This window comes from Micromonospora sp. CNZ299, from assembly GCF_002754415.1.
This window is the reverse complement of sequence record NZ_PEFG01000001.1, coordinates 5053923-5079931: the sequence shown is the minus strand read 5'-3', so window position 1 is coordinate 5079931 and position 26009 is coordinate 5053923. Positions and strand designations below refer to the sequence as shown.

At 74.0% G+C, this 26009-nt stretch carries 24 protein-coding genes, 1 pseudogene and 1 riboswitch; of the genes and pseudogenes, 13 read left to right on the top strand and 12 right to left on the bottom strand.

Annotated features, from left to right (window positions below):
- Positions 1-106 precede the first annotated feature (106 nt).
- From CLT68_RS23170 to CLT68_RS23155, 4 genes are all read right to left on the bottom strand, one after another.
- Entirely contained in the window at positions 107-775 is a 669-nt protein-coding gene (locus tag CLT68_RS23170; protein WP_099853970.1) for a hypothetical protein, read from the bottom strand.
- Between the two features lie 33 nt (positions 776-808).
- The gene (locus tag CLT68_RS23165) at positions 809-1321 is read right to left on the bottom strand and encodes a hypothetical protein (protein WP_486482283.1); all 513 of its coding nucleotides are present in this window, start codon (positions 1319-1321) and stop codon (positions 809-811) included.
- A 93-nt stretch (positions 1322-1414) separates the two neighbouring features.
- A complete protein-coding gene (locus tag CLT68_RS23160) occupies positions 1415-2125 on the bottom strand; it encodes a hypothetical protein (RefSeq protein WP_099853966.1) in 711 nt (236 codons plus the stop codon).
- Positions 2118-2729: an RNA polymerase sigma factor gene (locus tag CLT68_RS23155; protein ID WP_099853964.1), complete on the bottom strand. Its 612-nt coding sequence runs from the start codon at positions 2727-2729 to the stop codon at positions 2118-2120. Before CLT68_RS23155 ends, CLT68_RS23160 begins: the two co-directional genes overlap by 8 nt.
- A 99-nt stretch (positions 2730-2828) precedes the next feature.
- Here CLT68_RS23155 and CLT68_RS23150 point away from each other — a divergent pair, with 99 nt between their 5' ends.
- Positions 2829-3164: a hypothetical protein gene (locus CLT68_RS23150; protein ID WP_099853962.1), complete on the top strand. Its 336-nt coding sequence runs from the start codon at positions 2829-2831 to the stop codon at positions 3162-3164.
- 11 nt (positions 3165-3175) lie between these two features.
- Here the strand turns inward: CLT68_RS23150 and CLT68_RS23145 are convergent, their stop codons facing one another.
- On the bottom strand, positions 3176-3883 hold the full coding sequence (locus CLT68_RS23145; protein WP_099853960.1) for an MBL fold metallo-hydrolase: 708 nt from the start codon (positions 3881-3883) through the stop codon (positions 3176-3178).
- Between the two features lie 324 nt (positions 3884-4207).
- A riboswitch (cobalamin riboswitch) is annotated at positions 4208-4384 on the top strand.
- 40 nt (positions 4385-4424) lie between these two features.
- Entirely contained in the window at positions 4425-4637 is a 213-nt protein-coding gene (locus CLT68_RS23140; RefSeq protein WP_099853958.1) for a hypothetical protein, read from the bottom strand.
- A gap of 60 nt (positions 4638-4697) precedes the next feature.
- Between CLT68_RS23140 and cobN the strand changes: the two genes are divergently transcribed.
- The 12 genes and pseudogenes from cobN to cobA all read left to right on the top strand — a co-directional run bounded on the left by cobN (position 4698) and on the right by cobA (position 20802).
- Complete coding sequence (cobN, locus tag CLT68_RS23135) at positions 4698-8366, top strand: cobaltochelatase subunit CobN (protein ID WP_099853956.1); 3669 nt, start codon at positions 4698-4700, stop codon at positions 8364-8366.
- Positions 8363-10579, top strand: coding sequence for a magnesium chelatase subunit D family protein (locus CLT68_RS23130; protein WP_099853954.1), 2217 nt, complete (start codon positions 8363-8365; stop codon positions 10577-10579). The genes cobN and CLT68_RS23130 overlap by 4 nt, the downstream gene beginning before the upstream one ends.
- A 56-nt stretch (positions 10580-10635) precedes the next feature.
- Positions 10636-11247 (top strand): cob(I)yrinic acid a,c-diamide adenosyltransferase, encoded by a 612-nt coding sequence (cobO, locus tag CLT68_RS23125; RefSeq protein WP_099857517.1) that lies wholly within the window; start codon positions 10636-10638, stop codon positions 11245-11247.
- The gene (locus tag CLT68_RS23120; RefSeq protein WP_099857513.1) at positions 11244-12605 is read left to right on the top strand and encodes a cobyrinic acid a,c-diamide synthase CobB; all 1362 of its coding nucleotides are present in this window, start codon (positions 11244-11246) and stop codon (positions 12603-12605) included. The genes cobO and CLT68_RS23120 overlap by 4 nt, the downstream gene beginning before the upstream one ends.
- Positions 12602-13381 carry a precorrin-2 C(20)-methyltransferase gene (cobI, locus tag CLT68_RS23115; protein WP_099857515.1) on the top strand — a complete coding sequence of 260 codons (780 nt, stop codon included), beginning with the start codon at positions 12602-12604 and terminating at the stop codon, positions 13379-13381. Before CLT68_RS23120 ends, cobI begins: the two co-directional genes overlap by 4 nt.
- A complete protein-coding gene (gene cobM / locus CLT68_RS23110) occupies positions 13378-14223 on the top strand; it encodes a precorrin-4 C(11)-methyltransferase (RefSeq protein WP_099853952.1) in 846 nt (281 codons plus the stop codon). Before cobI ends, cobM begins: the two co-directional genes overlap by 4 nt.
- Positions 14220-15290 (top strand): annotated as a pseudogene (locus CLT68_RS23105) (cobalt-precorrin-5B (C(1))-methyltransferase); the annotation flags it as partial. The gene cobM and the pseudogene CLT68_RS23105, both read left to right, overlap by 4 nt.
- Positions 15251-16612, top strand: coding sequence for a precorrin-6y C5,15-methyltransferase (decarboxylating) subunit CbiE (gene cbiE / locus CLT68_RS23100; protein WP_486482453.1), 1362 nt, complete (start codon positions 15251-15253; stop codon positions 16610-16612). The pseudogene CLT68_RS23105 and the gene cbiE, both read left to right, overlap by 40 nt.
- Positions 16609-18336, top strand: coding sequence for a precorrin-3B C(17)-methyltransferase (gene cobJ, locus CLT68_RS23095; protein WP_099853948.1), 1728 nt, complete (start codon positions 16609-16611; stop codon positions 18334-18336). Before cbiE ends, cobJ begins: the two co-directional genes overlap by 4 nt.
- Positions 18324-18548 (top strand): 4Fe-4S dicluster domain-containing protein, encoded by a 225-nt coding sequence (locus tag CLT68_RS23090; RefSeq protein ID WP_099853946.1) that lies wholly within the window; start codon positions 18324-18326, stop codon positions 18546-18548. Before cobJ ends, CLT68_RS23090 begins: the two co-directional genes overlap by 13 nt.
- A complete protein-coding gene (locus tag CLT68_RS23085; RefSeq protein WP_099853944.1) occupies positions 18545-19141 on the top strand; it encodes a precorrin-8X methylmutase in 597 nt (198 codons plus the stop codon). The genes CLT68_RS23090 and CLT68_RS23085 overlap by 4 nt, the downstream gene beginning before the upstream one ends.
- Complete coding sequence (gene cobA / locus CLT68_RS23080; RefSeq protein WP_099853942.1) at positions 19138-20802, top strand: uroporphyrinogen-III C-methyltransferase; 1665 nt, start codon at positions 19138-19140, stop codon at positions 20800-20802. The genes CLT68_RS23085 and cobA overlap by 4 nt, the downstream gene beginning before the upstream one ends.
- A gap of 3 nt (positions 20803-20805) precedes the next feature.
- Here cobA and CLT68_RS23075 read toward each other — a convergent pair whose 3' ends face one another.
- From CLT68_RS23075 to CLT68_RS23050, 6 genes are all read right to left on the bottom strand, one after another.
- Positions 20806-22962: an FtsX-like permease family protein gene (locus tag CLT68_RS23075; RefSeq protein WP_099853940.1), complete on the bottom strand. Its 2157-nt coding sequence runs from the start codon at positions 22960-22962 to the stop codon at positions 20806-20808.
- Positions 22959-23639, bottom strand: a complete 681-nt coding sequence (locus tag CLT68_RS23070) for an ABC transporter ATP-binding protein (RefSeq protein ID WP_099853938.1) — start codon at positions 23637-23639, stop codon at positions 22959-22961. Before CLT68_RS23070 ends, CLT68_RS23075 begins: the two co-directional genes overlap by 4 nt.
- Positions 23636-24160, bottom strand: coding sequence for a PadR family transcriptional regulator (locus tag CLT68_RS23065; RefSeq protein WP_099853936.1), 525 nt, complete (start codon positions 24158-24160; stop codon positions 23636-23638). The genes CLT68_RS23070 and CLT68_RS23065 overlap by 4 nt, the downstream gene beginning before the upstream one ends.
- 89 nt (positions 24161-24249) lie before the next feature.
- Positions 24250-24612: a fluoride efflux transporter CrcB gene (gene crcB / locus CLT68_RS23060; RefSeq protein WP_099853934.1), complete on the bottom strand. Its 363-nt coding sequence runs from the start codon at positions 24610-24612 to the stop codon at positions 24250-24252.
- Entirely contained in the window at positions 24609-25085 is a 477-nt protein-coding gene (locus CLT68_RS23055; protein ID WP_099853932.1) for a FluC/FEX family fluoride channel, read from the bottom strand. The genes crcB and CLT68_RS23055 overlap by 4 nt, the downstream gene beginning before the upstream one ends.
- Positions 25086-25117: 32 nt before the next feature.
- On the bottom strand, positions 25118-25876 hold the full coding sequence (locus CLT68_RS23050; protein ID WP_099853930.1) for a class I SAM-dependent methyltransferase: 759 nt from the start codon (positions 25874-25876) through the stop codon (positions 25118-25120).
- Between the last annotated feature and the right edge of the window lie 133 nt (positions 25877-26009).

The window sequence follows — 26009 nt, the reverse complement described above, 5'->3', positions numbered from 1 at the left end:
CGACCCGGCCTGCCCCGTTGATCATGAAGTTAGCGGCGCGACACGCCGGTGTCGATGTCGCTAACTTCATGATCAACGGTGTGAAAGGGGGGAGGGCGGGAGGGGGTTAGGGGTGGAGCCAGATCTGGAGGGGGCCCGTCGGGTGGAAGCCTGCTTGTCGGGCTGGGGGTAGGTCCGGGGCTTCCTCGTAGCCGACCAGGGATGCGGTGGGCAGGGTGGCGCACACCGCCCACCAGATGGCCTCGGGGTCGTCGGAGCGGGTGAACAGGTTGGAGACGCCGTACCCGCCGTCGCCGCCACTGAGCACCGCGCCGCCGGTGATCACGCCGCTGTCGTCGTGGCGGGCGAGCACCCGTACCCGGGGATTGGTCAGGAGCGCGGGGCGGAACAGCTCGCCACCGCCGTGTGCCGTCGCCCAGGCCGCCAACTCGTCGGGTGTGGTGACCGCGGCCAGCGGTGTGCCGGCAGCTGGTGCCGACGGTGGGCGGTGGATCCACTGGGCGTCGAAGAGCACCCGGAACCCGTGTCCGGACAGGTCGAGGTCGGCGAAGCTGTCCTTCACCGACGCGCCGGGCCCCGCGTCGATGCGCGCCAGCAGGGCCTCGGCGTCGACCCCCGGCCGCAGGGTGACCGCGTCCGGATACCACGGGGGTGAGCGGCGCGGGACCGACCAGGCCTCGTCGTCGGTACGCCCGGCCAGCCCGTGGCTGCCGCAGACGATGTCGCACCATTCGGCGTTGTTGCGGGCCGCCGCCGCCCGCGCGTCCTTCAGCACGCCCGGCAGCCTAGGCGGCGCCAGGGCACGACGTCATGGTGCGTAGACCAGGTCCATCGTGTCGGTGTGCCCGGACCAGCGTAGGTCGAGGCGCCAGCAACCGGCCTGGGGCATGTCGATGATCGACGGGCCCGGTCCGCCGGCGACTTCCCGGGTGACAAGGGTGTCGGTGCCGTCGAGCGTCGCGGTGATCACCAGGGTCGCCGGTGCGCTCGGGTCGGGCGAGGTCGTGGCGGCCCGGGCCACCCAAAGGATCTTGTTGTTCGACCCGTCCTTGCGGTGCTGCCGCAGCGGATGGGCGAACACCACCGCCACGATGTCACCCTTCGCGCCGAACACGTGCGGGACCCGGGCGTCCCCGCTGAACCCGGCGTCCGCCCAGTCCGGCAGCGACCCCGTCTCGACCCGCGCCGCGCAGCCGGTCGCGGCGCTCGCCGTGGCGGCCGTGGCGCTCGCCGTGGTGGCGGCAGAGCTCGTTGGCGCGGCTGCCCCGCCGCTGGTCGTGGTCGTGCACCCCGCCAGCAGGACCACCGATGATGCCAGCACCCATCTGCCCCAGGAAACCATCTCGCCCCTTCCGGTACGCGTCGACGACTCGTCGCACCGTCATGACACCGGCCGCGCCCGCCAGGTTCCCGCCTAGCGCAGTGAGCGGGCGATCTCGATCGCCTCCGCCTTGCCGACGGCACCCTCCAGCCGGTAGCTCACGTCGCCCTCCTGCCAGATCAGGGTCGAGGCGGCCAGTCGGGCGGTCTCCTGGCGGACCTCACCCGCGCGGTCCACGTACGACAGCACGTGTGGCCCGTCCACCCAGATGGCGAAGTCGCCGTTGACCTGGACCCAGTCCGCTCCCGGCGGCGTGACCTCCTTGTGGAAGGCCAGATTGAGATGACCGTCGAACGCGTCGACGCGCAGCGCGCCCCCGTCGTAGAGCAACGTCGCCACCCGGCAGGTGCCCGTGTCGTCGGGGTCGGCGACGAGCACCCGCTCGGGTGGGCCCAGCTTCGCGGGTTGACGGATCGGGAACCGCACTGCCCGTTGGGCCTCGTCCAGAGTGATGGACCGCTGGCCGGGCAACGGCGACGGCGTGCCGCCGGGCAGCGTGCGGGCGGGCGTGGTGGCGATGCTGACACCGGCGAAGCGCAGCAGTCCCGTGACCGCGTCGGCGACGGCGGCGCGGGTCGGGGGCACCACCGCCACGACCACGGCGACGAGCGCCGCCGCGGCAAGCGGACGCCACCGGCGCGCCGGCCTGTCGAGGCGTACGCGGACGCGAGCGGTCACGTCCGGCGCGTCGGGGGTCTCCAGCCAGGCGGAAAGGTCGCGCAGCTCCCGTTCGAGGTCACCCATGCCGGACCTCCTCCCGGTCGAGCAGGCCGCGAAGCTTCGCCAGCGCCCGGGACGTGCGCGATTTCACCGTGCCCCGGGGCCAGCCCAGTGCCGCCACCGTCTCCTCCTCGCTGAGGTCGAGGAAGAACCGGCAGACGATCACCTCGCGGTCGCGTACCGGTAGTTGACGCAGGGCCTGCACCAGCGAGGCGCGGCGCTCCCCGGCGAGGACGGCGTCGACCGCCCCGTCCTCGGCGATCTCGGACGCCGGGTCCGCCGCCGCGGCCCGCAGGACGAGCCCGTCCCGCCGGCCACGGGACCGGTGCAGGTTGCGGGTCTCGTTGGCGACGATCGCGAGCAGCCACGATCGGAAAGACGACTCCCCCCGGTAACGGGACAGCTTGCGGTACGCCTTCACGAACGCCTCCTGGATGACGTCCTCGGAGTCCGATCCGGCGCCGAGCAGCACCGCCGTCCGGTGTGCGGACGCGGTGTGCCGGGCGACCAGGAGGTCGTACGCCTCCAGCTCACCGGCCCGAGCGCGGGTGACGAGAGCGTCGTCGTCCAGGGGTAGGCCTCCGTTCGGATCACACTCATGACACCGCGTACGCCCCGGTGGTTCCACCCGTCCTTTTCGGCGCGGGTCAGCTGTCTCCCATCCGGCGTGCAGCGTATTGCCAGGATTCGGTGCTGCACTGGAGGGCGTCGAGGAGAGGAGCTGGTCATGAGCTGGTTCAACCGCCGGTCGCGGGGTGCCGAGGCGACCCCGACGAAGCTGGACCGGGAGGCGACCCGCGAAGATCTCGCGGCGCTGGAGGAGTTCGTCGCCAGCCGGCAGGGGGTGGAGTTCTACCTGGAGCCGGAGACCACCGCGACGGACACCACAGTGGTGGCGATCGCCCACGACGGCGAGTGGATCCGTCGTCGTACCGGCACGCCGCGGGCCGCGGGGTCCATCGCTCGCAAGCACGCGGTGCCGCTGTACGAGGCGGCGCGCACCGGCTACCCGGAACGGATGCGCACCTGGAGCCGGGCCCACCCGGAACGCCACGCCCGCTGAGGCTCGTCTGTTCAGGCAGCCTCGACGGCTGAGCGGGCCTGCTCAAGCGTCATCGGCTCGGCGTGGCTGGACACGTACCAGTGATAGGCGCCGTTGAGCAGTCGCCGGACCAGGCCCAGGTCGAGGCCGTCCTCGGGTTGGCGCAGGTGCGCCGGCGGTGGGTAGAAGCAGTCGCCCAGCAGCACGACGCCCGAGTCGGGCACCAGCACGACTGTCGAGTCGGGTGCGTGCCCGCCGCCGACGTGGCGTAGCCCCACCCCGACCGGCAGCTCCTCCAGATCGGCGAAGACGCGGTTCGGAGGCAGGATGGCGAAATCCTCCCAGGAGTCCACGGCACGCGCCCGGGCCCGGAAGCTGGGGCCGAGGCGGGGATTGGCGCGTACCTGCTCGTCGAGGTAGCGGTGACTCCACGGTCGGGCGGCCTCGGCGCGCAGCAGCGGCACGGCCGTCTCGTGCCCGACGATCTCGACTCCCGGCCAGGCGCAGGCGCCCCAGACGTGGTCCCAGTGGTGGTGGGTGTAGACGAGCCAGCGCGGTCCGGGTAGCCCGGCGGCGCTCAGCGCGGCCTGGATCTCGCGGGCGTGCGCGGGGCTCTGCCCGGCGTCGATCATCACACTGCCGCGCTCGTCGGCCACGACGGCGACGCCGGCCTGGACCGCCTCCGGGTCCGGATCGCCCGGGCAGAACCAGACACGGCCGGCGAGGTGGTGGAATCGCATGGCGACGATGGTGATCGACTCCCGGGATTGATCGCGGACGCTGCTCCGGTGGTCGCCGATCCTAGGCGAGGGTGCCGCATGCCACCGCACCCTCGGACGATCGGCGCAGGCCAGGGTAGGTGCTACCTCCCTTTGCTCTGCTTACCTATCTGCACCAGACACGGAGCGTCACTGGTGCCTATAGGTAAGCAGAGCAAAGGGGAGCTGGCATTGATTCGGGGCTTTGCCACGTGACGGTTCGAGGGCAGACAAGTCGGCGAATCTCGATGAAGGGCGCCAGTTCGGCGGGCTGGGCCAGCGTTGACCGGCGGCGCGGCGGTGTGGCAGCATTCGCGGCCTGACGGCAGTGAAGGAAGTCGGTGCGATTCCGACGCGGTCCCGCCACTGTCACCGGGGAGCGATCCCCCCTCGTGAGTCACGGCCGTGTGTCTGCGGTTGGAAGGCCGGGGGAGAGCGTCGATCCGGAAGCCAGGATACTTCGGCCGTCGGGACGTACCCCAGGGCGTGGACACCCGAGGAGGACCCGATGACGCACGGCGTCTCATTCATCGACGATCATCGTCATGACCCGCATCGCGGGCGCCGCACCGCACCCACGACCGGCCGGACCAGCATGCTCCGGGCCGGCCTCGTCGGCGTGCTCCAGGTCGCCCGCGTCGGCCACCGGCCCCGCTGAGCTGAGCGCCCGGCGCTGACCGGCCCCGACGCCCGCGTCGGCGAGCCGACCGCGCCGTCGTGCCGGCTGACGCCGCACCCACCCGCTTCGTCCAGGTCGCCTCGGTGGCGGCCAGGGCGTCACTCTCCGGAGCCTGCCGTGCGCATCCTGCTGCTCTCCACCGCCGACACCGACCTGCTGGCCGCCCGCGCCAGCGGCGCCGACTATCGGCTGGCCAACCCCGCCCGGGTCGCCGGCGACGAGGTGCCCGCCCTGCTCGTCGGGGTCGACCTCGTCGTCGTACGCCTGCTCGGCGGTCGACAGGCCTGGCCGGACGGCCTCGCCGCGGTGCTCGCCACCGGCGTGCCGACGGTCGTGCTGGGCGGCGAGACGCTGCCCGACGCGGAGCTGATGGCCATCTCCACAGTGCCGTCCGGGGTCGTCACCCAGGCGCTGGCGTACCTGGTCGAGGGTGGCCCGGACAACCTGGCGCAGCTGGCCCGGTTCCTCTGCGACACGGTGCTGCTCACCGGCGAGGGGTTCGCCCCGCCCGCACCGACCCCGGCGTACGCCGTGCACGGCGAACACCCCACCGACCCGGACCGGCCCACAGTGGGAATCGTCTTCTACCGGGCGCACGCGCTCGCCGGCAACACCGGTTTCGTCGACGTCCTCGCGGACGCGGTCCACAAAGCCGGCGGCAGCCCGCTGCCGATCTTCTGCGGCTCGCTGCGGGGCCTGACCACGGGCGCGGGCCCGTTGGGGCTCTTCGCCCGCTGCGACGCGCTGCTGGTCACCGTGCTCGCGGCCGGCGGCGCGGTCGCCGCGGACGCGTCCGGGGGCGGCGACGAGGACGCCTGGGACGTGGGCGCCCTGGCCGCCCTGGACGTGCCGATGATCCAGGCGCTCTGCCTGACCAGCACCCGTGAGCAGTGGGCCGGCAGCGACGCCGGACTGTCCCCGTTGGACGCGGCGATGCAGGTGGCCATCCCCGAGTTCGACGGCCGGATCGTCAGCGTGCCGTTCTCGTTCAAGCGGATCGACGCCGACGGGCTCTCGGTCTATGCCGCCGACGCCGAGCGGGCCGCCCGGGTCGCCGGGATCGCCGTGCGCCACGCCCGGCTGCGGTACGTGCCCAACGCCGACAAGCGGGTCGCCATCGTCCTCAGTTCGTACCCGACCAAGCACTCCCGGGTCGGCAACGCCGTCGGGCTGGACACCCCGGTCTCGGCGGTCCGCCTGTTCGCCGCACTCGCCGAGGCGGGTTACTACCTGGGTGACGCTCCACCGCCCGAGGACGGCGACGCGCTGATCCACGCGCTGATCGCCGCCGGCGGTCACGACGTGGAATGGCTCACCCCGGAGCAGTTGGCCGCCGCCGAGGCCCGGATACCGGGGCAGACGTACCGGCGCTGGTTCGACCAGGTCCCGACCGAGCTGCGCGAGCGGATGCGGGAACACTGGGGTGAGCCGCCCGGCCAGCTCTACACCGAGAGCGGCGACATCGTGCTCGCCGGGTTGCGCTTCGGCAACGTGGTGCTGCTCATCCAGCCGCCCCGCGGCTTCGGGGAGAACCCGATCGCCATCTACCACGACCCGGACCTGCCGCCGAGTCACCACTATCTGGCCGCGTACCGCTGGCTGGCCGCGCCGGTCGCCGACGGCGGCTTCGGCGCGGACGCCGTGGTGCACCTGGGCAAGCACGGCACCCTCGAATGGCTGCCGGGCAAGGGCCTCGGCCTGGCCGCCGACTGCGCGCCCGACGCGGTCCTCGCCGACCTGCCGCTGGTCTACCCGTTCATCGTCAACGACCCCGGCGAGGGCACCCAGGCCAAGCGCCGGGCGCACGCCGTGGTGATCGACCACCTGGTGCCGCCGATGGCCCGGGCCGAGACCTACGGCGACCTGGCCAAACTGGAACAACTGCTCGACGAGTACGCCACGGTGCAGGCCCTCGACCCGGCGAAGGTGCCTACCGTGCGGGCGCAGATCTGGGACCTCGTACGCGCCGCCGAGCTCCACCACGACCTGCACGCCGAGGCGATGCCCGACGCGGACGACTTCGACGAGTTCGTGCTGCACCTGGACGGGTACCTCTGCGAGGTCAAGGACGTGCAGATCCGCGACGGTCTGCACATCCTCGCCGACGCGCCCACCGGTGAACCCCGGGTCAACCTGGTCCTCGCTGTGCTGCGCGCCCCCCAGATCTGGGGTGGCGCCCGCGCCCTGCCAGGCATGCGGCAGGCTCTCGCCGTCGCGTACGGGCTTGACGAGCAGGAGCTGCTCGCGTCGCCCGGGCAGCGGATCGCCCTCCCGGTGGCGCTGACCGACGTGGTGGACGGGCCGGCCGGCACCGCCGCCGACGCCGTCGACCTGATCGAGGTCCTCGCCCGGCGGTTGGCCATCGGGATGGAGACGCTCGGCTGGGACGCCGAGGCCGTCGACGCGGTGGTCGCGGAGGTGACCGGCCAGCCGATCCCGGACGTCGCCGCCGTGCTGCACTTCGCCGCCACCGAGCTGGTGCCCCGGCTGGACCGGACCACCGACGAGCTGACCAACACCCTCGGCGCGCTCGACGGCCGGTTCGTGCCGCCCGGCCCGTCCGGTTCACCCACCCGGGGCCTGGTCAACGTGCTGCCCACCGGCCGCAACTTCTACTCCGTCGACCCGAAGGCCATCCCCAGCCGCAACGCCTGGGACGTCGGGGTGGCCCTCGCGGACTCGCTGCTCGCCCGGCACCTCGCCGACACCGGGGCGTACCCCCGCTCGGTGGGTTTGACCGTGTGGGGCACCAGCGCGATGCGCACCCAGGGCGACGACATCGCCGAGGTGCTCGCGCTGCTGGGTTGCCGGCCGGTGTGGGACGAGCGGTCCCGGCGGGTCACCGGCATCGAGGTGGTGCCGACCGCCGAGTTGGGCCGGCCGCGCGTCGACGTGACAGTGCGCATCTCCGGGTTCTTCCGCGACGCGTTTCCGCACGTGGTGGCACTCCTCGACGATGCCGTGCGGCGGGTCGCCGCCCTGGACGAGCCGGAGGAGGAGAACTACCTGCGGGCGCACGTCGCCGCCGACCTCGCCGAGCACGGTGACGAGCGGCGCGCGACCGCCCGGATCTTCGGCTCGAAGCCCGGGGCGTACGGCGCGGGCCTGCTGCCCCTGATCGACGCGCAGACCTGGCGCAGCGACGCGGACCTGGCCGAGGTGTACGCGGTGTGGGGCGGCTACGCCTACGGCCGGGGCCTGGACGGGCGGGAGGCGCGCGCCGACATGGAACGCTCCTTCGCCCGGATCGCGGTGGCGGTGAAGAACCAGGACACCCGCGAGCACGACATCGTCGACTCGGACGACTACTTCCAGTACCACGGCGGGATGGTGGCGATGGTCCGTCACCTCACCGGCACGTCACCGCAGGCGTACGTGGGTGACTCGGCGATGCCGCACGACGTGCGCACCCGCACGTTGGGCGAGGAGACCCGGCGGGTGTTCCGGGCCCGGGTGGTCAACCCGAAGTGGATCGCCGCGATGCGCCGGCACGGCTACAAGGGCGCGTTCGAGCTGGCCGCCACAGTGGACTACCTGTTCGGCTACGACGCCACCGCCGGCGTGGTCGACGACTGGATGTACGAGCACCTGGCCGCCGCGTACCTGTTCGACGACACCACCCGCGAGTTCCTGGAGCAGTCCAACCCGTGGGCGTTGCGGGGCATCACCGAACGCCTGTTGGAGGCCGCCGACCGGGGGCTGTGGGCCAAACCCGAGCCGGCCACCCTGGACCGGCTGCGCGACACGTACCTGGCCAGCGAGGGCGACCTGGAGGACCGGGTGTGAGCGCGAGGAGTGAGCCGGGTTTGCGAGCCCCGCAGTCGCGATCGAAGGAAGGCACAGTGATCGTCAATTATCCGTTCAGTGCCGTGCTTGGCATGGCCGACATGCGGCTGGCGCTGCTGCTCAACGCGGTGTCCCCGGCGATCGGCGGTGTGCTGGTCCGGGGGGAGAAGGGGACCGCCAAGTCCACAGCCGTTCGGGCACTCGCCGCGCTGCTGCCACCAGTGCGCCGGGTTGCCGGCTGCCGCTTCGGTTGTGACCCGGCCGAGCCGGACCCGGGCTGCCCGGACGGGCCGCACCCGGCCGGTGCCGCCGCCGAGACGCGTCCGGCCCGGCTGGTGGAGCTGCCGGTCGGCGCCGCCGAGGACCGGGTGGTCGGCTCGCTGGACCTGGAGAAGGCCCTCGGCGAGGGCGTACGCGCCTTCGAGCCGGGTCTGCTCGCCGCCGCCCACCGGGGGGTGCTCTACGTCGACGAGGTCAACCTGTTGCACGACCACCTCGTGGACCTGTTGCTGGACGCGGCGGCGATGGGCCGCAGCCACGTCGAGCGCGAAGGCGTCTCGGTCAGCCACGCGGCCCGGTTCCTGCTGGTCGGCACGATGAACCCGGAGGAGGGGGAGTTGCGTCCGCAGCTGCTCGACCGGTTCGGGCTCACCGTCGAGGTGGGCGCCAGCCGGGACCCGGAGGTCCGGGTCGAGGTGGTCCGCCGCCGGCTCGCCGCCGACGCCGACCCGGCCGGTTTCGCCGCCCGGTGGGCCGACGCCGACGCGGAGATCGCCGGCCAGGTGGCCGACGCCCGACGCCGGCTTTCCGGGGTACGACTTCCGGACGCCGCGCTGCGGCAGATCGCCGAGGTGTGCGCCGCGTTCGACGTGGACGGGATGCGCGCCGACATCGTCACCGCCCGTACCGCTCTGGCCCACGCCGCCTGGCACGGCCGGGACCGGGTGAGCATCGACGACGTCCGGGTGGCCGCCCGACTGGCCCTGCCGCACCGCCGCCGCCGCGACCCGTTCGACACCCCCGGGCTGGACGAGAAGCGCCTGGACGAGGCGTTGCAGCGTGCCCAGGACGCCCACCCCGACGAGCTGGACGACCCGGGCCCGGACGACGACGGCCCGGGTGGTGGCGGCCCATCAGGCGGTGGCGGCCCGGCCGGCGGTGGGGGGAGCAGCGGCGACGTGCTCGACCAGCGTGTACCCGGCCCGGCCGAGAGTGCGCCCGCCGAGGGTGACGCCGGCCCGGACGGGCGGACCGAGGTGCCGAGCGGAGCTGACGACGGCGGCTCGCCGCAGCGCCCGACGGACGACCCCGGCGGGCACGCTCAGCCCGGCGACCTGCACACCGCGGACGGTGGCGACGACCCGGACCAGGGGCGCAACGGCGGCGCCGACGGGCAGCCGGTGGCCGTACCCCGGGGTGGGCTGAAGGCACGGGTGCTCACCGCGCCCGGTGTCGGTGACGGCGTGCCGGGCCGACGTTCGCGGGCTCGCACCGGGCGGGGGCGCACCACCGGGGCCCGGGTCCCGACCGGCCGGGTCGGGGCGCTGCACCTGCCGGCGACGGTCCGCGCCGCCGCGCCGCACCAGGCATCCCGGGGACGGCTGAGCGGCCCGCTGCGGTTGCGCCCGGACGACGTGCGGGAGGCGGTCCGGGAGGGGCGGGAGGGCAACCTGGTGCTGTTCGTGGTGGACGCCAGCGGTTCGATGGGTGCCCGGCAGCGGATGACCACAGTGAAGGACGCGGTGCTCGCCCTGCTCACCGACGCCTACCAGCGGCGGGACAAGGTCGCGGTGATCGCCTTCCGGGGCGCCGAGGCGCAGACGTTGCTGCCGGCCACCTCGTCGGTGCTGGCCGCCTCGACCCGGCTGGCCGAGTTGCCCACCGGTGGGCGGACTCCGCTGGCCGAGGGGCTGCTCGCGGCCGCCGACCTGCTGCGGGTGGAGCGCCTGCGCGACCCGTTGAGGCGTCCGCTCGTCCTCGTCGTCACCGACGGCCGGGCCACGGCGGGCAACCGCCCGCTGGACCGCGCCGCGGCAGCCGCGGCAGTGCTCGCGGCGACCGGTGCCCCCTGCGTCGTCGTCGACTGCGAGACCGGCCCGGTCCGCCTCAACCTGGCGCGTCGACTGGCCACCCAGTTGGGTGCCCCCCACCACCCCCTGGCCGCCCTCACCCACCCCGACACCCGCGGCACCGCGCTTCCCGTCGCGGCGTGACGACGGGCACCGATGACCGACCCCAACCGCAGGATCGCCCGAAGGGGAGCGTGCTGATGCCGCAGGGACAGCCGAGCGTGGTGCCCGCCGACGGGTTGACGACCCGGCAGCGACGGCACCAGCCACTGCTGATCGTCCACACCGGACACATGAAGGGAAAGTCGACAGCCGCCTTCGGCCTGGCGTTGCGAGCCTGGACGGCCGGTCTGCCGATCGGCGTGTTCCAGTTCGTCAAGAGCGCCAAGTGGCGGGTGGGGGAGGAGAACGCCTTCCGGGCGCTCGGCGAGGTGCACGAGCGCACCGGCCAGGGCGCGCCGGTCGCCTGGCACAAGATGGGTGAGGGCTGGTCCTGGATCCAGCGCGGCGGCGACGCCGACCACGCCGCCGACGCCCTGGAGGGCTGGCGGCAGATCCAGCGCGACCTCGCCGCCGAGCGCTACGGGCTGTACGTGCTGGACGAGTTCACCTACCCGATGAAGTGGGGCTGGGTGGACGTCGACGAGGTGGTCGCCACACTGGCCGACCGGCCCGGCTTCCAGCACGTCGTCATCAGCGGACGGGACGCCGACCCGCGCCTGGTCGCCGCCGCCGACCTGGTGGCCGAGCTGACCAAGGTCAAGCACCCGATGGACGCCGGCCAGAAGGGCCAGAAGGGCATCGAGTGGTGACCACGACCACCGACCCGCGGCCGCTGCCCCGGGTCGTCGTCGCCGCACCGGCCAGCGGCCACGGCAAGACGACCATCGCCACCGGGCTGCTCGCCGCGCTGCGCCGTCGCGGCCTGACGGTCAGCCCGCACAAGGTCGGCCCCGACTACATCGACCCCGGCTACCACGCCCTCGCCGCCGGCCGGCCCGGGCGCAACCTCGACCCGTTCCTGGTCGGGGCGGAACGGATCGCCGGTCTGCTGCGCCACGGCGCGAGCGTCCCCACACCCGCCGACATCGCCGTGGTGGAGGGCGTCATGGGCCTGCACGACGGCGCCGTCGGCCGCCGCGACTACGCCTCCACCGCACACGTCGCCCGGCTGATCGAGGCGCCAGTGCTGCTGGTGCTGGACACCACGGCCCAGGGCCGCTCGGCCGCCGCGCTCACCCTCGGCATGGCCGCCTTCGACCCGGCCGTGCGCATCGGCGGGGTGATCCTCAACCGGGTCGGCTCGCCCCGGCACGAAACCCTGCTGCGCGACGCCCTCGCCGAGGTGGGCGTACCGGTGCTCGGAGCCGTCACCCGCGCCGCCGAGGTGGCCGCGCCGGCCCGGCATCTCGGGCTGGTCCCGGTCGCCGAGCGGGCCCCCGAGTCCCTGGCGATCGTCACCGCGCTCGCCGAGCTGGTCGACGCCACAGTGGACCTGGACGCCGTGCTCGACCTGGCCCGCACCGCCGCACCGCTGACCACCCCCGCGTGGGACCCGGTCACCGCCGTCGGCGGGCCGGCCGGCGCCGAGCGGCCAGTGGTCGCGCTCGCCGGTGGTCCGGCCTTCACCTTCTCGTACGCGGAGACCGCCGAACTGCTCACCGCCGCCGGCGCGCACGTGGTGACCGTCGACCCGCTGCGCGACCCGGCACTGCCCGCCGGCACCCGCGCGGTGGTCATCGGCGGCGGCTTCCCCGAGGCGTACGCCCAGGCGCTGGCCGGCAACACCATGCTCCGCGCCGAGCTGGCCGACTTCGACGGGCCGATCGTGGCCGAGTGCGCCGGGCTGCTCTACCTCGGGCGGTCCCTGGACGACGTACCGATGTGCGGGCGGCTGGACCTCACCGCCCGGATGACCGGCCGGCTCACCCTCGGCTACCGCGAGGCCGTGGCGGTCACCGACTCCCCGGTGGCCCGTGCCGGCGAGCCGGTACGCGGCCACGAGTTCCACCGCACCACCACCGACCCGGGGCACGGCGACCGACCGGCGTGGCGTTGGAACGACGCGGAGCACGGCTTCGTGAGCGGTCGGGTGCACGCCTCCTACCTGCACACCCACTGGGCCGGTCACCCGGACGCGGCCCGCCGGCTCGTCGAGGCGTGCCGATGAGCGCCGACGCCACGCTGACCGGGGTCGGTGTCGGCCCCGGCGACCCGGAACTGCTCACCGTCAAGGCGGTGCGGGTGCTGCGCGAGGCCGACGTCGTCTTCGTACCCGTGATGGCGGACCCTGTCGAACCCACGGTGACTGCCGCCGCGACGTCGGCGGGTGCGGACGCCGGGCGGGCCGAAGCGACGGTGCGGCACCACGTCGCGGTGGACCGGCTGCGCCGGCTGCCGTTCGCCCTGGACGACCGGGGCGGGGTGACCGCCCGCCGGGCGGCCGCCTGGGACGAGGCGGCCCGGGTGGTGGTCGAGACGATCGACGCCGGCGGGCGGTCGCTCGCGTTCGCCACCATCGGCGACCCCAACATCTACTCCACCTTCGGTTACCTGGCGCAGAGCGTCCGCGCCCTGCGCCCGGGCCTGCGGGTGACCACCGTTCCGGGCGTCACCGCCATGCAGGAGCTCGCGGCGCGCAGCGGCACCCCGCTCTGTGAGGGACGCGAACCGCTGACCCTGCTGCCCGCCACCGCGGGTCTGGCGTTGTTCGCCGACGCCCTCGCCGGGCCGGGCACCGTGGTCGCCTACAAGGGCTGGCGGCGGCACCCCGAACTGCTCGCCGAGCTGCGCCGACAGGGCCGGCTCCCCGACGCGGTGCTCGGGCGCAGCCTGGGTTTGCCCGGTGAACGGATCGGCCCGGTCGACGACGCCGAGCACGACCTGCCGTACCTGTCGACGCTGCTGGTGCCGGCCCGCCGCGACCACCGAGGAGGAAAGCTGTGACCAGCGACGGCAAGGTGTGGTTCGTCGGAGCCGGGCCGGGGGCGGCGGACCTGCTGACAGTGCGGGCCGCTCGGGTGATCGCCGAGGCGGACATCGTGATCTGGGCGGCCAGCCTGGTGCACGCCGACGTGCTCGACCACGCACGCCCCGGCGCGGAGGTGATCGACTCGTCGCAGCTGCCCATCGAGGGCGTGCTGCCGCTCTACCAGCGTGCCGCCGAGCAGGGGCTGACCGTGGCGCGGATCCACTCCGGCGACCCGGCGCTGTGGGGCGCGGTGCAGGAGCAACTGGAGCTGTGCTCGGCGCTCGGCCTCGCCGTGGAGATCGTGCCCGGGGTCTCCTCGTTCACCGCCGTCGCGGCGATCGTCGGGCGGGAGCTGACCGTGCCCGAGGTGGCCCAGTCGGTGATCCTCACCCGCCTGGAGGGTGGCAAGACCCCGATGCCGCCCGGCGAGCGGGTGCGGGACTTTGCCCGGCACGGCACCACGATGGCGCTGTTCCTCTCCGCCGCCCGTTCCGGGCAGGTGCAGGCCGAGCTGCTGGCCGGAGGCTACCCGGAGGACACCCCGGCAGTGGTCGCGTACCAGGCGACCTGGCCCGACGAGCTGGTGGTGCGCTGCACGGTCGGCACGCTGGAGGCGACGGTCAAGCAGCACAAGCTGTGGAAGCACACCCTGTTCCTCGTCGGGCCGGCCCTCGCCGCCGAGGGCACACGCTCGCACCTGTACCACCCCGGGCACTTCCACACCTTCCGCAAGGCCGAGCCGGCCGCCCGTACCGAGCTGCGCCGCCAGGCCGGCACCCGCATCGGGGGGACGGCCACACCGGGGCACACACCATGACGTACGCCGAGCCGCCGCTGCGTGAGCCGGACCTGCCGCGCACCGCGAAGGTACGGCCCACCGCGTTGCGTACCGGCTGGACCACCGGCGCCTGCGCGACGGCGGCGGCCAAGGCCGCGGTCACCGCGCTGGTCACCGGGGAGATCCAGCCGGACGTGGAGATCGGCCTGCCCGCCGGGCGGCGGGTGCGCTTCCCGGTCGAGCGCTGCGAGGTGTCCGGCACCCCACCGGTGCGCGCCGAGGCGGTGGTGGTCAAGGACGCCGGCGACGACCCGGACGTCACCCACGGGGCCGAGCTGACCGCCACAGTGGACTGGAACGACGTCCCCGGTCTGCGGCTCGCCGGTGGCGCCGGCGTCGGCACGGTCACCAAACCCGGTCTGGGGCTTATCGTGGGCGGCCCGGCCATCAACGACACCCCCCGGCGGATGATCGGCGAGGCGGTGGCCGAGGTGGTCGACCTCAGCGAGGTTGGCGTACGCGTGGTGATCAGCGTGCCGCGGGGTGAGATCATGGCCCGCAAGACCACCAACCGGCGACTCGGCATCCTCGGCGGCATCTCGATCCTCGGCACCACCGGCATCGTGCGCCCGTTCTCCACCGCCTCCTGGCGGGCCAGCGTCGTGCAGGCCGTGCACGTGATGGCGGCCCAGGGCGAGTCGACTGTGGTGCTCTGCACTGGCGGGCGTACCGAGCGGGCCGCCCGCGCGCTGCTGCCCGACCTGCCCGAGGTCTGCTTCGTCGAGGTCGGCGACTTCACCGGGGCCGCGGTGACCGCCGCGGTGGAGGACGGCATGACCGGCGTGGTCTTCGTCGGCATGGCCGGCAAGCTGGCCAAACTCGCCGCCGGGGTGCTGATGACGCACTACACGCGCTCCAAGGTGGACCTGTCCCTGCTCGGGGCTGTGACCGCCGAGGCCGGTGGCGACGCGTCGCTCGTCGCCGCCGTTACCGAGGCCAACACGGGGCGGCACGCGTACGAGCTGTGGGAGGCCGCCGGACTGCTCGCCCCGGCCGGTGACCTGCTCTGCCAACGGGTCCGCCAGGTGCTGCGGCGCTTCGGTGGGCCGACGGTCACCGTGGACGTGGCGATGGTCGACTTCGCAGGCTCACACGTCGTCGCCTCGTCCGGCCGGTGGCCCCGATGAGCGCCGTGACCGTGGTCGGGCTGGACGCCGTCGGCGCCCCACCGCACCCGACGCTCGCGCCACTGCTGGCCGCCGCCGGGCTGGTCGTCGGGGCCGCCCGGCACCTGGCCGCGGTGCCCGTACCGGCCGGCGCCGACACCGTGACCCTCGGGCCGCTCGCCCCCGCCGTGCACCGGCTGGCCGAGGCCGTCGCCGCCGGGGTGCCGGCCGTCGTGCTGGCCAGCGGGGATCCCGGCCTGTTCGGCATCGTCCGGCGGCTGCGCGCGGCCGGGCTGCCGCTGCGGGTGGTGCCGGCGGTATCCAGTGTGGCCGCCGCGTTCGCCAGTGCCGGCCTGCCCTGGGACGGCGCCGCCGTGGTCACCGCGCACGGCCGCGACCCGCGACCGGCCCTGAACGCCTGCCGCGCGTTGCCGCTGGTCGCGGTGCTCACCGCACCCGGCGCCGGTGCGGCCGAGCTGGGCGCCGGCCTGGTCGGATGGTCCCGCCGCCTGCTGGTCGCCGAGCACCTGGGCACCGCCGCCGAACAGATCCGCGCGGTGACCCCCGAGCAGGCCGCCGCCGAGATGTGGGCCGACCCGCACGTCCTGCTCAGCCTCGCCGACGTCGCACCCGTCGCGACCACCGACGCCGCGCCCGATCGGGTCGAGCCCGCTGGGATGCGCTCCGACAACCAGCCGGCCGCCGCCCCGGCCGGCGGGTGGGCGCTGCCGGAGACCCGGTACGCCCACCGCGACTCCATGATCACCAAGTCGGAGGTGCGTGCCCTCGTCGTCGCCCGGCTGCGACCCCGACTGGGCCGGCTGGTCTGGGACGTCGGCGCGGGCAGCGGCTCGGTCGGCATCGAGTGCGCGCTGCTCGGCGCGGCAGTGCTCGCCGTCGAACAGGACCCAGTGGCCGGCGCGACCATCCGGGTCAACGCGACCGCGCACGCCGTGCACGTCCGGCTCGTCACCGGTCGAGCCCCGCAGGCGCTGGCCGGCCTGCCCGAACCGGACGCGGTCTTCGTCGGGGGTGGCGGCCCCGACACCCTCACCGCCGTCGTGGCCCGCCAACCCGAGCGGGTGGTGCTGACCCTGGCCGCCCTGGACCGGGTCGCGCCGGCCGTGGGTCTGCTGCGCGCCGCCGGCTACACGGTCGAGGGCAGCCAGCTCTCCGCCGCCCGCCTCGCCGACCTGCCGGGCGGGTCGATCCGCCTCGCGGCCACCAACCCGGTGGTCGTCCTCACCGGGGAGCGCCCGTGAACCACCGAAACCCGCCCGTCCGGATCGGTCTGGTGGCGGCCACCGCCGCCGGCCGACGGCACGCCGACACCCTGGCCACCGCCTGGCCGCACGCCCGACTGGTCGAGGGGGAGAGCGCGGCCGACGCGCTGCGCGGCGCCTGGGCCGAGTGCGACGCGGTTGTCGCGTTCCTGGCCACCGGCGCGGTGGTGCGGATCCTCGCGCCGCTGCTCACCGACAAGCGCAGCGACCCGGCCGTGGTGGTCGTCGACGAGGCCGCCCGGCACGCCGTGGCGCTGCTCGGCGGACACGCCGGCGGTGGCAACGACCTCGCCGAGCAGGTCGGCGCGGTGCTGGACGCCCAACCGGTGATCACCACCGCCACCGACGCGGTCGACCTACCGGGGCTGGACACCCTCGGCTGGCCCGTGCAGGGCGCGGTCGCCGCGGTGTCCCGGGCCATCCTGGACGGCGAGCCGGTCCGACTGGTCGCCGACGCCGACTGGCCGCTGCCCGCCCTGCCCCCGAACGTCCGGGCCACCGACGAGGACGCCGTGAACGGCGGTTACCGGCTGCTGGTCACCGACCGGGTGGTGCCGCTCGACGAGCGGACCGCCGTGCTGCGGCCACCGTCGCTGGTCGCCGGGGTGGGCGCGAGTCGGGGCGTACCGGCCGCCGAGGTGGGGGAGCTGCTGCACCGGGTGCTGGCCGAGGCCGGCCTCGACCCGGCGAGCCTGCGCTGCCTGGCCAGCGCCGACGTCAAAGCCGACGAGGCGGGCATCCTGAGCACCGCTGACGCGCTCGGCGTACCCCTGGTGACCTGGCCGGCGACGCGGCTGGTCACCGTCGACGTACCGCATCCCAGCGACGTGGTCCGCGCCGCGGTCGGCACGCCGAGCGTGTCGGAGGCGGCGGCGCTGCTCGGCCCGGCGGGCCGACCGGACGACGCCACGCTGCTGGTGGGAAAGACCGCGACGGCGATGGCCACCGTGGCGGTGGCCCGGCACGCGCCGCGCGGCCGGCTCGCCGTGGTCGGGCTCGGGCCGGGCGCGGCCGACCTGCGCACCCCTCGCGCGGTGGCCGAGCTGCGGCGCGCGGCCGTGGTGGTCGGCCTGGACCAGTACCTCGACCAGGTCCGCGACGTGCTCCGCCCGGGCACCCGGGTGCTGTCCAGCGGGCTGGGCGCGGAGGAGGAGCGGGCCCGCGCCGCCGTCGCCGAGGCCGTCACCGGCCGGGCGGTCGCGCTGGTCGGGTCCGGCGACGCCGGGGTGTACGCGATGGCCAGCCCCGCCCTGGAGTACGCCGACGAGCGGATCGACGTGGTGGGTGTGCCCGGGGTGACCGCCGCGCTGGCCGCCGGGGCGCTGCTCGGCGCGCCCCTCGGCCACGACCACGCCTATGTGAGTCTGTCCGACCTGCACACGCCGTGGGATGTCATCGAGCGGCGGGTGACCGCCGCCGCCGAGGGCGACTTCGTGACGGTGTTCTACAACCCGCGCAGCCGGGCACGCGACTGGCAGCTCGGCAAGGCGCTCGGCATCCTCGCCGCGCACCGGCCACCGGACACCCCGGTCGGGGTGGTACGCAACGCCAGCCGCCCAAGCGAGCGGGTGCACCTGGCCACCCTGACCACGGTGGACCCGACTGCGGTCGACATGTACAGCGTCGTCGTGGTCGGCAACAGCGACACGAGGCTGGTCGCCGGCCGGATGGTCACACCCCGGGGGTACCGGTGGCGATCGTGACGATCGGCGCCTGCCAGGGGTGCGGTGCCTGCCTGCTCACCTGCCCCACGCACGCGATCCGGCCCGTCCCCGGTGGCCTGACCGTCCGCGCCGACCGCTGCACCGGCTGCCTGGAGTGCCTGGAGATCTGCCCGGTCGACGCGATCCGCGTCGTCGCTGACCCTGACGCGATCCGCGTCGTCGAGCCCGACCCCTGCGAAGGAGCCCGATGAGCCGGGTGGTGCATCCCATCGAGGTCGAGTCGTACCGCATCCTGCGCGAGCGGGTCGACCTGTCGCACCTGCCGCCGCTCTGCCGAGCGGTCACCGAACGGGTGGTGCACGCCAGCGCCGACCTCGCGTACGTCGACGAGCTGGTCTGCGACGAGGCGGCGCTGGAGTCGGGCCTGGCGGCGCTGCGTGCCGGGGCGCCCGTGGTCACCGACGTGGCGATGGTCGCCGCCGGCATCACCCGGGCCGGCCTGGAGCTGGTCTGCCCGGTCGCCGAGCCGGCCGCCGCCGACCTGGGCCGCGAGGCCGGAATCACCCGCTCGGCGGCGGCCGTGCGGATCGCACTGACCCGGGTCGGCCCGGGCGCGGTCTGGGTGGTCGGCTGCGCGCCGACCGCGCTTGTCGAACTACTCACAGTGGACGCCGCACCGGCGCTGGTCGTCGGCCTGCCGGTCGGCTTCGTGGGTGCCGCCGAGTCGAAGGCGGCGCTGCGGGCCAGCGGCCTGCCCGGGGTGTCCAACGTGGGCGAGAAGGGCGGGTCGGCGGTCGCCGCCGCCGCCCTCAACGCCCTGCTCTACGTCGAGGAGAAGTCATGACCGGGTTGGTCATCGTCGGGCACGGCACGCGCAGCGCGGCCGGGGTCGACCAGTTCGCCGCTCTCGTCGAGCGGGTCCGCCGTCGTGGTGACGTCGGCGACGTCGAGGGCGGCTTCATCGAGCTGTCCCGCCCCCCGCTGACCGACGCGGTCGGCGCGCTCGTGGCGCGCGGGCACCGGGCGCTGGTGGCGCTGCCTCTGGTGCTCACCGCCGCCGGACACGGCAAGGGCGACATCCCGGCCGCGATGGCCCGCGAGCAGGAACGTCACCCCGGGCTGAGCTACCGCTACGGCCGCCCACTCGGCCCGCACCCGCTGCTGCACGAGGCCCTCGAAGATCGCATCGACGCGGCGCTCGCCGGCACGGGACTGGCCGGTGCGGTTCAGGCCGACACGGTCGACCGGGCCGGCACGTGGGTCGCGTTGATCGGGCGGGGTTCCACCGACCCGGACGCCAACGCCGAGGTCGCGAAGGTCGCCCGGCTGCTCTGGGAGGGTCGCGGCTACGCGGGTGTCGAGCCCGGCTTCGTCTCCCTCGCGTCTCCGTCGGTGCCGGCGGTGCTGGAGCGGTTGCGCCGCCTCGGCGCGCGGCGGATCGTCGTCGCGCCGTACTTCCTGTTCGCCGGGGTGCTGCCGGACCGGATCGTCGCCCAGTCGGCGGAGTTCGCCGCCGCCCACCCCGACCTCGACGTGCGGGTGGCCGAGGTGGTCGGCGACTGCGACGCCCTCGCCGACCTGGTGCGGGAACGCTACTCGGAGGCGCTGGGCGGCGACATCCGGATGAACTGCGACACCTGCGCGTACCGGGTGCTGATGCCCGGCTTCGCCGACAAGGTGGGCCGTCCGCAACGCCCGCACGACCACCCCGACGACCCGGTCGGCCACCACCATCACCACGGGCACGAGCACGGGCACGCTCACGACCACGGCTCGGTCGCTGTGGTCGGCGGCGGGCCCGGACCTGACGACCTGATCACGGTACGCGGTAAGGCGTTGCTCGACGCGGCGGACGTGGTGGTGGTCGACCGGTTGGCCCCGCAGGGGCTGCTCGCCGGACTGCGCCCCGACGTGCTGGTGGTCGACGCCGCCAAGGTGCCCCGTGGTCCGTCGATGGCCCAGGAGGCGATCAACGCGGCCCTGGTGTCGCACGCCCGCGCCGGCCGGCGGGTGGTCCGGCTCAAGGGCGGCGACCCGTACGTCTTCGGACGCGGCCACGAGGAGGTGCAGGCCTGCGCGGCGGCCGGTGTGCCGGTGACAGTGGTCCCCGGGGTGAGCAGCGCCATCGCCGCGCCGGCACTGGCCGGCGTGCCGGTGACGCACCGCGGCGTGGCGCACGACGTCACAGTCGTGTCGGGGCACCTGCCGCCGGGGCACCCCGACTCGCTCGTCGACTGGGCGGCGCTGGCCCGGGCCCGGGGCACCGTCGTGCTGCTGATGGCAGTCGACACCATCGCCAAGATCGCGACCGTGCTGATCGAGCACGGTCGTGCCCCGGAGAGCCGGGTGCTGGCCGTGCAGGACGCCGGGCTGCTCGACCAACGATCGGTGCGCGCCCGGCTCGACGAGATCGGCGCAGTCGCCGCCCGGGAGGGCGTCGGCCCGCCCGCCGTCTTCGTCCTCGGCCCGGTGGTGGCCCTCACCGCCACCGGGCCGACGGGATGACGACTACTCGCTGCGGGCGGTCTCCGGACCGGTGATCCGTTCCAGCAGCGGCAGGGTGGAGGCGATGACACCGAGGCAGGCGGCCAACCCGACGACGACGATCACGTAGAAGCGTGGCTCCGGCGCGATCAGCGTGTAGCCCATCTGTGCCCGCAGGAACAGGTGGGCGGCGAGGAGGCCCATCCCGATGGCGACGGCGGCGACGGCGAGCATCGGTACGGCGCTCTCCAGCGCGATCACCCGACGCAGGACCTGCACCGGTGCGCCGCTGAGGCGCAGCAGGCTGAACGGGCGTCGGCGCTCGGTGAGACCGCCGATCACGCTGACCGCGAGACTGCACCCACCGAGCGCGAGGCTGCCGATGATGACGACGTTGGCCAGTTGCTCCCAGGCGCGCAGTGCGTTGGCGAACTCCGACTCGAAGTCACCGGGCACGTTCGGCGGCACCTGGAAGGCCGGCAGGGCGGTCTCGAGCACGGTGCGCGAGCGCTCGATGGCGGCGTCGGAACCGTCCGTGTCGACGACGATCGACATCACCGGCAGCTGTTGGAGATTGCCGAGTGACACCGACGCGGCCGGCCAGACCCTGGCGGACGACGCCGACTCCCGGAAGGGGACGAGACCCGTGGCCACCTCGGCAACGGTGGCGCCCTCAACGCACCGGCCGTACGCGCTCGGGATCTCGGCGCACGCGATCAGGCCGGGCTCGCTGGCGCTCATCCAGTCCGGGTTCTCGCGCACCGCGAACGCGGACCGCACGCCGGTGATCGAGCGTAGGTCGGTGAAGAGCGAGTCAGGCGTCGCCGGTGCATCCTCAGGAAGGTAGAGCGACACCTGTCCCGCCTCGGTCGAGCCGACCGGTGCCGGGCCGCGGTTGGCGACGATCGTGGTGATCACGCCGACGGCCACGCTCGTCACGAAGAGCGCGAGCATGATGCCGCTGATCGCCCGGAAGCCGGCCTTCGGGTTGTCAGCGAGGCGTCGCGCGGCGATGAGGGTGGCGGGGCGGTTGGCGAACCGGGCCATCACCCGGGCGCCGACCATCGTCAGCCACGGGCCGGCGAGGATCAGGCCGGCCATGATGAGCAGCAGGCCGGGAAGGAACACCGCGGCCTGACCATCGGATGTCGGGGGCCGGAACCCGATGGCGAAGAACAGCACGGCGACACCGAGCAGGATCGGGATCAGCCGGTACGCCCGCGGGGCGCGGGGAGTGACCCGGCGGGTCACGCCCAGCGGCGAGATCCGTACCCGGCGCAGCGAGATCTGTGCTGCCAGCGCCGCGCCGGCCGGAACGCCGAGCGCCACCAGCAGGGTGTCCAGCACGCCCAACGACATGTCGCTGGGGAAGAACGGCATGCCCGTGAACGGGATGCCCGCCATCGGGCCGCGGAAGGCGTAGAACAGGCCGAAGCCGACGGCGGTGCCGATGACGGCTGCGGTGGTCGCCTCCACCGCCGCGACCACCGAGATCTGCTTCGGGGTGGCGCCGACCAGGCGCATCGCGGCGAAGCGCTGCTCCCGGCGGGCCGCGTTGAGCCGGGTGGCGGTGCCGACGAAGATCAGCAACGGGAACAGCAGCCCGCCGGCGATCACGCTCAGGATGAGGTTCACCGTCGTCTCGGGCAGCGCGGGAGTGTCGCCGACGGTGGTGAGCTGCCTGGCGGAGGGCAATGCGGCCACCTCGTCGGGGGTGCCGCCCCGGATGACGAGCATGGTGTCCGGTGAGGTCAATCCGGCCGGACCGACGGAGCCGATGTCGCGCCCCGGGTAACGGTCAGCCAGTTGGTCGGCGGGGTGGGCGGCCAGCAGCTTCCGCAACGCGGGCGAGGCGTAGTACTCCCCGGGCCCCGGCGTGCTCGGGACGCCGGTCGGGGTGGGCGCGTCCGGGCCGGTCGCTGCAACGTCGATCCGGATGATCTGCTTGCCGTGGAAGTAGTCCTCGCGCGTCGACCACCACAGGGGATCGGCGTCGCCGCCCGTCGAGGCGTTGGGATAGACCGACGCGTACCGGGTGAGCTGGGCGTTGACCGCGTTGACTCCGGCGAGGGTGGTCAGCAGCAGCCCGCTGCCGATCGCGACGGCGGCAGCGATGACGAGCAGGCGGGTGAGCGCCTCCCGGCCGCCGGCCACAGCGAGGCGGAGCCCGAAGCGGATCATGAGGCGATCCGGTCCGGCGCGTTCACGCGCCCGTCGCGGACCATGACCTCACGGTCGGCGTACGCGGCGATCCGGGGTTCGTGGGTCACCAGGATGACAGTGGTGCCCTGCTCGCGGGCGGCGCCGACCAGGAGGTCCATCACCTGCTCGCCGGTGAGCGAGTCGAGCGCACCGGTCGGTTCGTCGGCGAAGAGCACCTGCGGCTCGGCGACCAGCCCTCGGGCGAGGGCGACGCGTTGCGCCTGCCCGCCGGACAGCTCACCCGACCGGCGCTGCTCCATGCCGTCCAGGCCGAGGCGCTCGAACCAGGCTCTCGCCTTCGGCAGCGCCTGCTTCCGGTGTACGCCGCTGAGCAGGAGCGGCAGGGCGACGTTCTCCACGGCGGTGAGCTCGGGGACGAGCTGGCCGAACTGGAACACGAAGCCGAAGCGGTCCCTGCGCAGGCTGCTGCGCTGGGTCTCGGCCATGGCGTCGACCCGAACACCGTCGAAGAGGATCTCGCCGGAGTCGGGCACGAGGATGCCGGCCAGGCAGTGCAGCAGGGTGGACTTGCCCGAGCCGCTGGGGCCCATGATGGCGACAATCTCGCCCGCGTCAACGGCGACGCTCGCGCCGCGCAGGGCGGGCGTCTGGCCGAAGGAGAACGCCACGTCCCGTGCTTCGATCACGACGCTCATGGCCGCACCTCTTTCCGTAGGGCGTCCAGCCGGGCGCCGGTCATCTCGATCCACCGGAGGTCCGCCTCCAGGTGGTAGAGACCGTGGTCGGCGAGCAGCGCGTCGACCAGGCCGCCGGCGCGCTTGATCTCGGTCAGCTCACGCATCCGGTGCAGGTGCGCGCTGCGCTGGGTGTCGAGGTATTCGGCGGCCGGCCGGTCCAGCATCAGCGCGAGCACGACCTTGGCGAAGAGCACCGTCTGCAGGTGCGGTTCCGGGTCGACCGGCTGGGTCAGCCACTGCTCGACCTCGGTCGCGCCGACGTCGGTGATGATGTAGCGCTTGCGGTCGGGGCCGGAGCCGGGAGCGACGTCGCTGATCACCACCTTGCCGTCGCGGGCCAGTCGGCTGAGGGTGGAGTAGACCTGGCCGAACGGCAGTGGCTTGCCCCGGCCGAAGAAGGCGTCGTAGTCGCGCTTCAGGTCGTAGCCGTGGCTGGGCTCTCGTTCGAGGAGGCCGAGAAGGGTCAGTGGCACGCTCATGGGAGGAGACTACACCGAGGGTATACCTCGCGTATATACCCTCGGTGTGTTCTCGCAGGGTCCCCTGGTCGGGGTGCAATTTCCGGAGGTCAGCCCAGCAGGACGCGGGCCAGGGCGTAGCCGGCGGCGGCCGCAGCGAGCCCCACAGCGACGCTGCCCACGACGTTGGCCAGCGCGAGGAGCCGTTGACCGCCCTGCGCCAGCCGCAGCGTCTCGTAGCTGAAGGTGGAGTAGGTGGTCAGCGCGCCGCAGAACCCGGTGCCGAGCAGCGCGGTGAGCGCCGGGCTGGCCGGCCACCCGACGAGCACCCCGAGCAGCAGTGAGCCGACCACGTTGACGGTGAACGTGCCCCAGGGAAACGCCGAGTCGTGCCGGGTCTGGACCGCCCGGTCGGTGAGGTAACGCAACGGCGCGCCGACGGCCGCGCCCAGGGCGATGAGCAGCACGGTCATCGGGCCGCCCGCCGCCTCAGCAGCGACGCCGTGACGGCGTCGCCCAGCGCGACCGCGACTAGTGCCCCGAGCACCGTCGCCGCCAGGTACGCCAGCGCGGTGCCCGGCGCGCCCGCGACCAGCGCCTGCTGGATGTCGACCGCGTAGGCGGAGAACGTGGTGAACCCGCCGAGCACCCCGACCCCGAGGAACGGGCGAGCCAGGGGGTGCCCACCGCCGAGGTGCCCGAGCACCGCCATCAGCACGCCGATCAGCAGGCAGCCGGACGTGTTGATGGCGAACGTCGCCCAACCGAAGCCGGTCGGCGGGTGCGGGGCGGTGTGTTGCAGACCGGCCCGGGCCAGCGCACCGAGCACCCCGCCGGCCGCGATCGCGGCGAGGACCGTCGTGGGGCGCACGGTCAGCTCGCGGCGGTCGGCGGGGACGTGCAGGTCGACGTCGGGGTCGCTACGCGGCTCGGATGGCTCTGGCACGGCTCCTCAGCGTAGTGCCGGCGACGGCGGCGTCAGCGCACTGCCGCGACGGCGGCGTCCGAGCCGCCGCGCCACACCGTGCCGACCTCGGTGAAACCGGCGGCGGTGAGCGCGGCGAGGTGCCAGGAGGCCGGCGGGTTCCACTCCGGGCTGTGCCCGGTCGGGTAGATGTCGTGCCGCTGGGTGACCAGTGGTGCCAGCGTCGGGTCCGCACCGGCCTGCTTCCACCAGTCCGACCAGGACAGCAACGAACCGGCCGCGTACCGGGCGTTGCGTCGGTCCCTCGCCCGGTCCATCAGCCGCTTGGTCAGCTCCGGCAGGCTGTCGTCCGGCATGTGGTCGGCGTTGACGAAGACTCCGCCCGGTCGCAGCACGTCCCGCAGCTCGGCGTAGAGCTGCCCGAGCCGGTCGGCCGGCAGCCAGTGCAGGGCGGTGGCGGTGAGGACGGCGTCGTACTCGCGGTGGGGGAGCGCGTCGCGCCAGTCGGGGGTGCCGAGGTCGGCCGTCACGATGGTGGCCCGGTCGGCCAGCGACGAGCGGGCGATGGCGAGCAGCGCCGGGTCGAGATCCAGCAGGGTCGCTTCGGCGCCGGGGAAGCGGGCCAGCGTGCGCAGCGAGATGCTGCCGGTGCCGCCGGCCAGGTCGAGGACTCGTGGCGGTCGACCGTCGAGGACCGCGTCGACGGTGTCGAGCATGGCGGTGAACCGGTGTTCCCGGTCCGGTAGGTAGGCCTCCTGCTGACGGTCCCAGCTCTCCTGCCAGGCCCACGCATCCGTGATGTAAGGACTCATGATGGAGAGGCTAGTTACCGTTCGGGCGCACTGTCCAGACCTTGTTGCCTATAACTTGCAATTGCGAAAAGATGGCAGGGCGATGATCAGGGTGACGCCGGGTCGGGCATCCGCCCGGCCCGGCGTCCTCGTG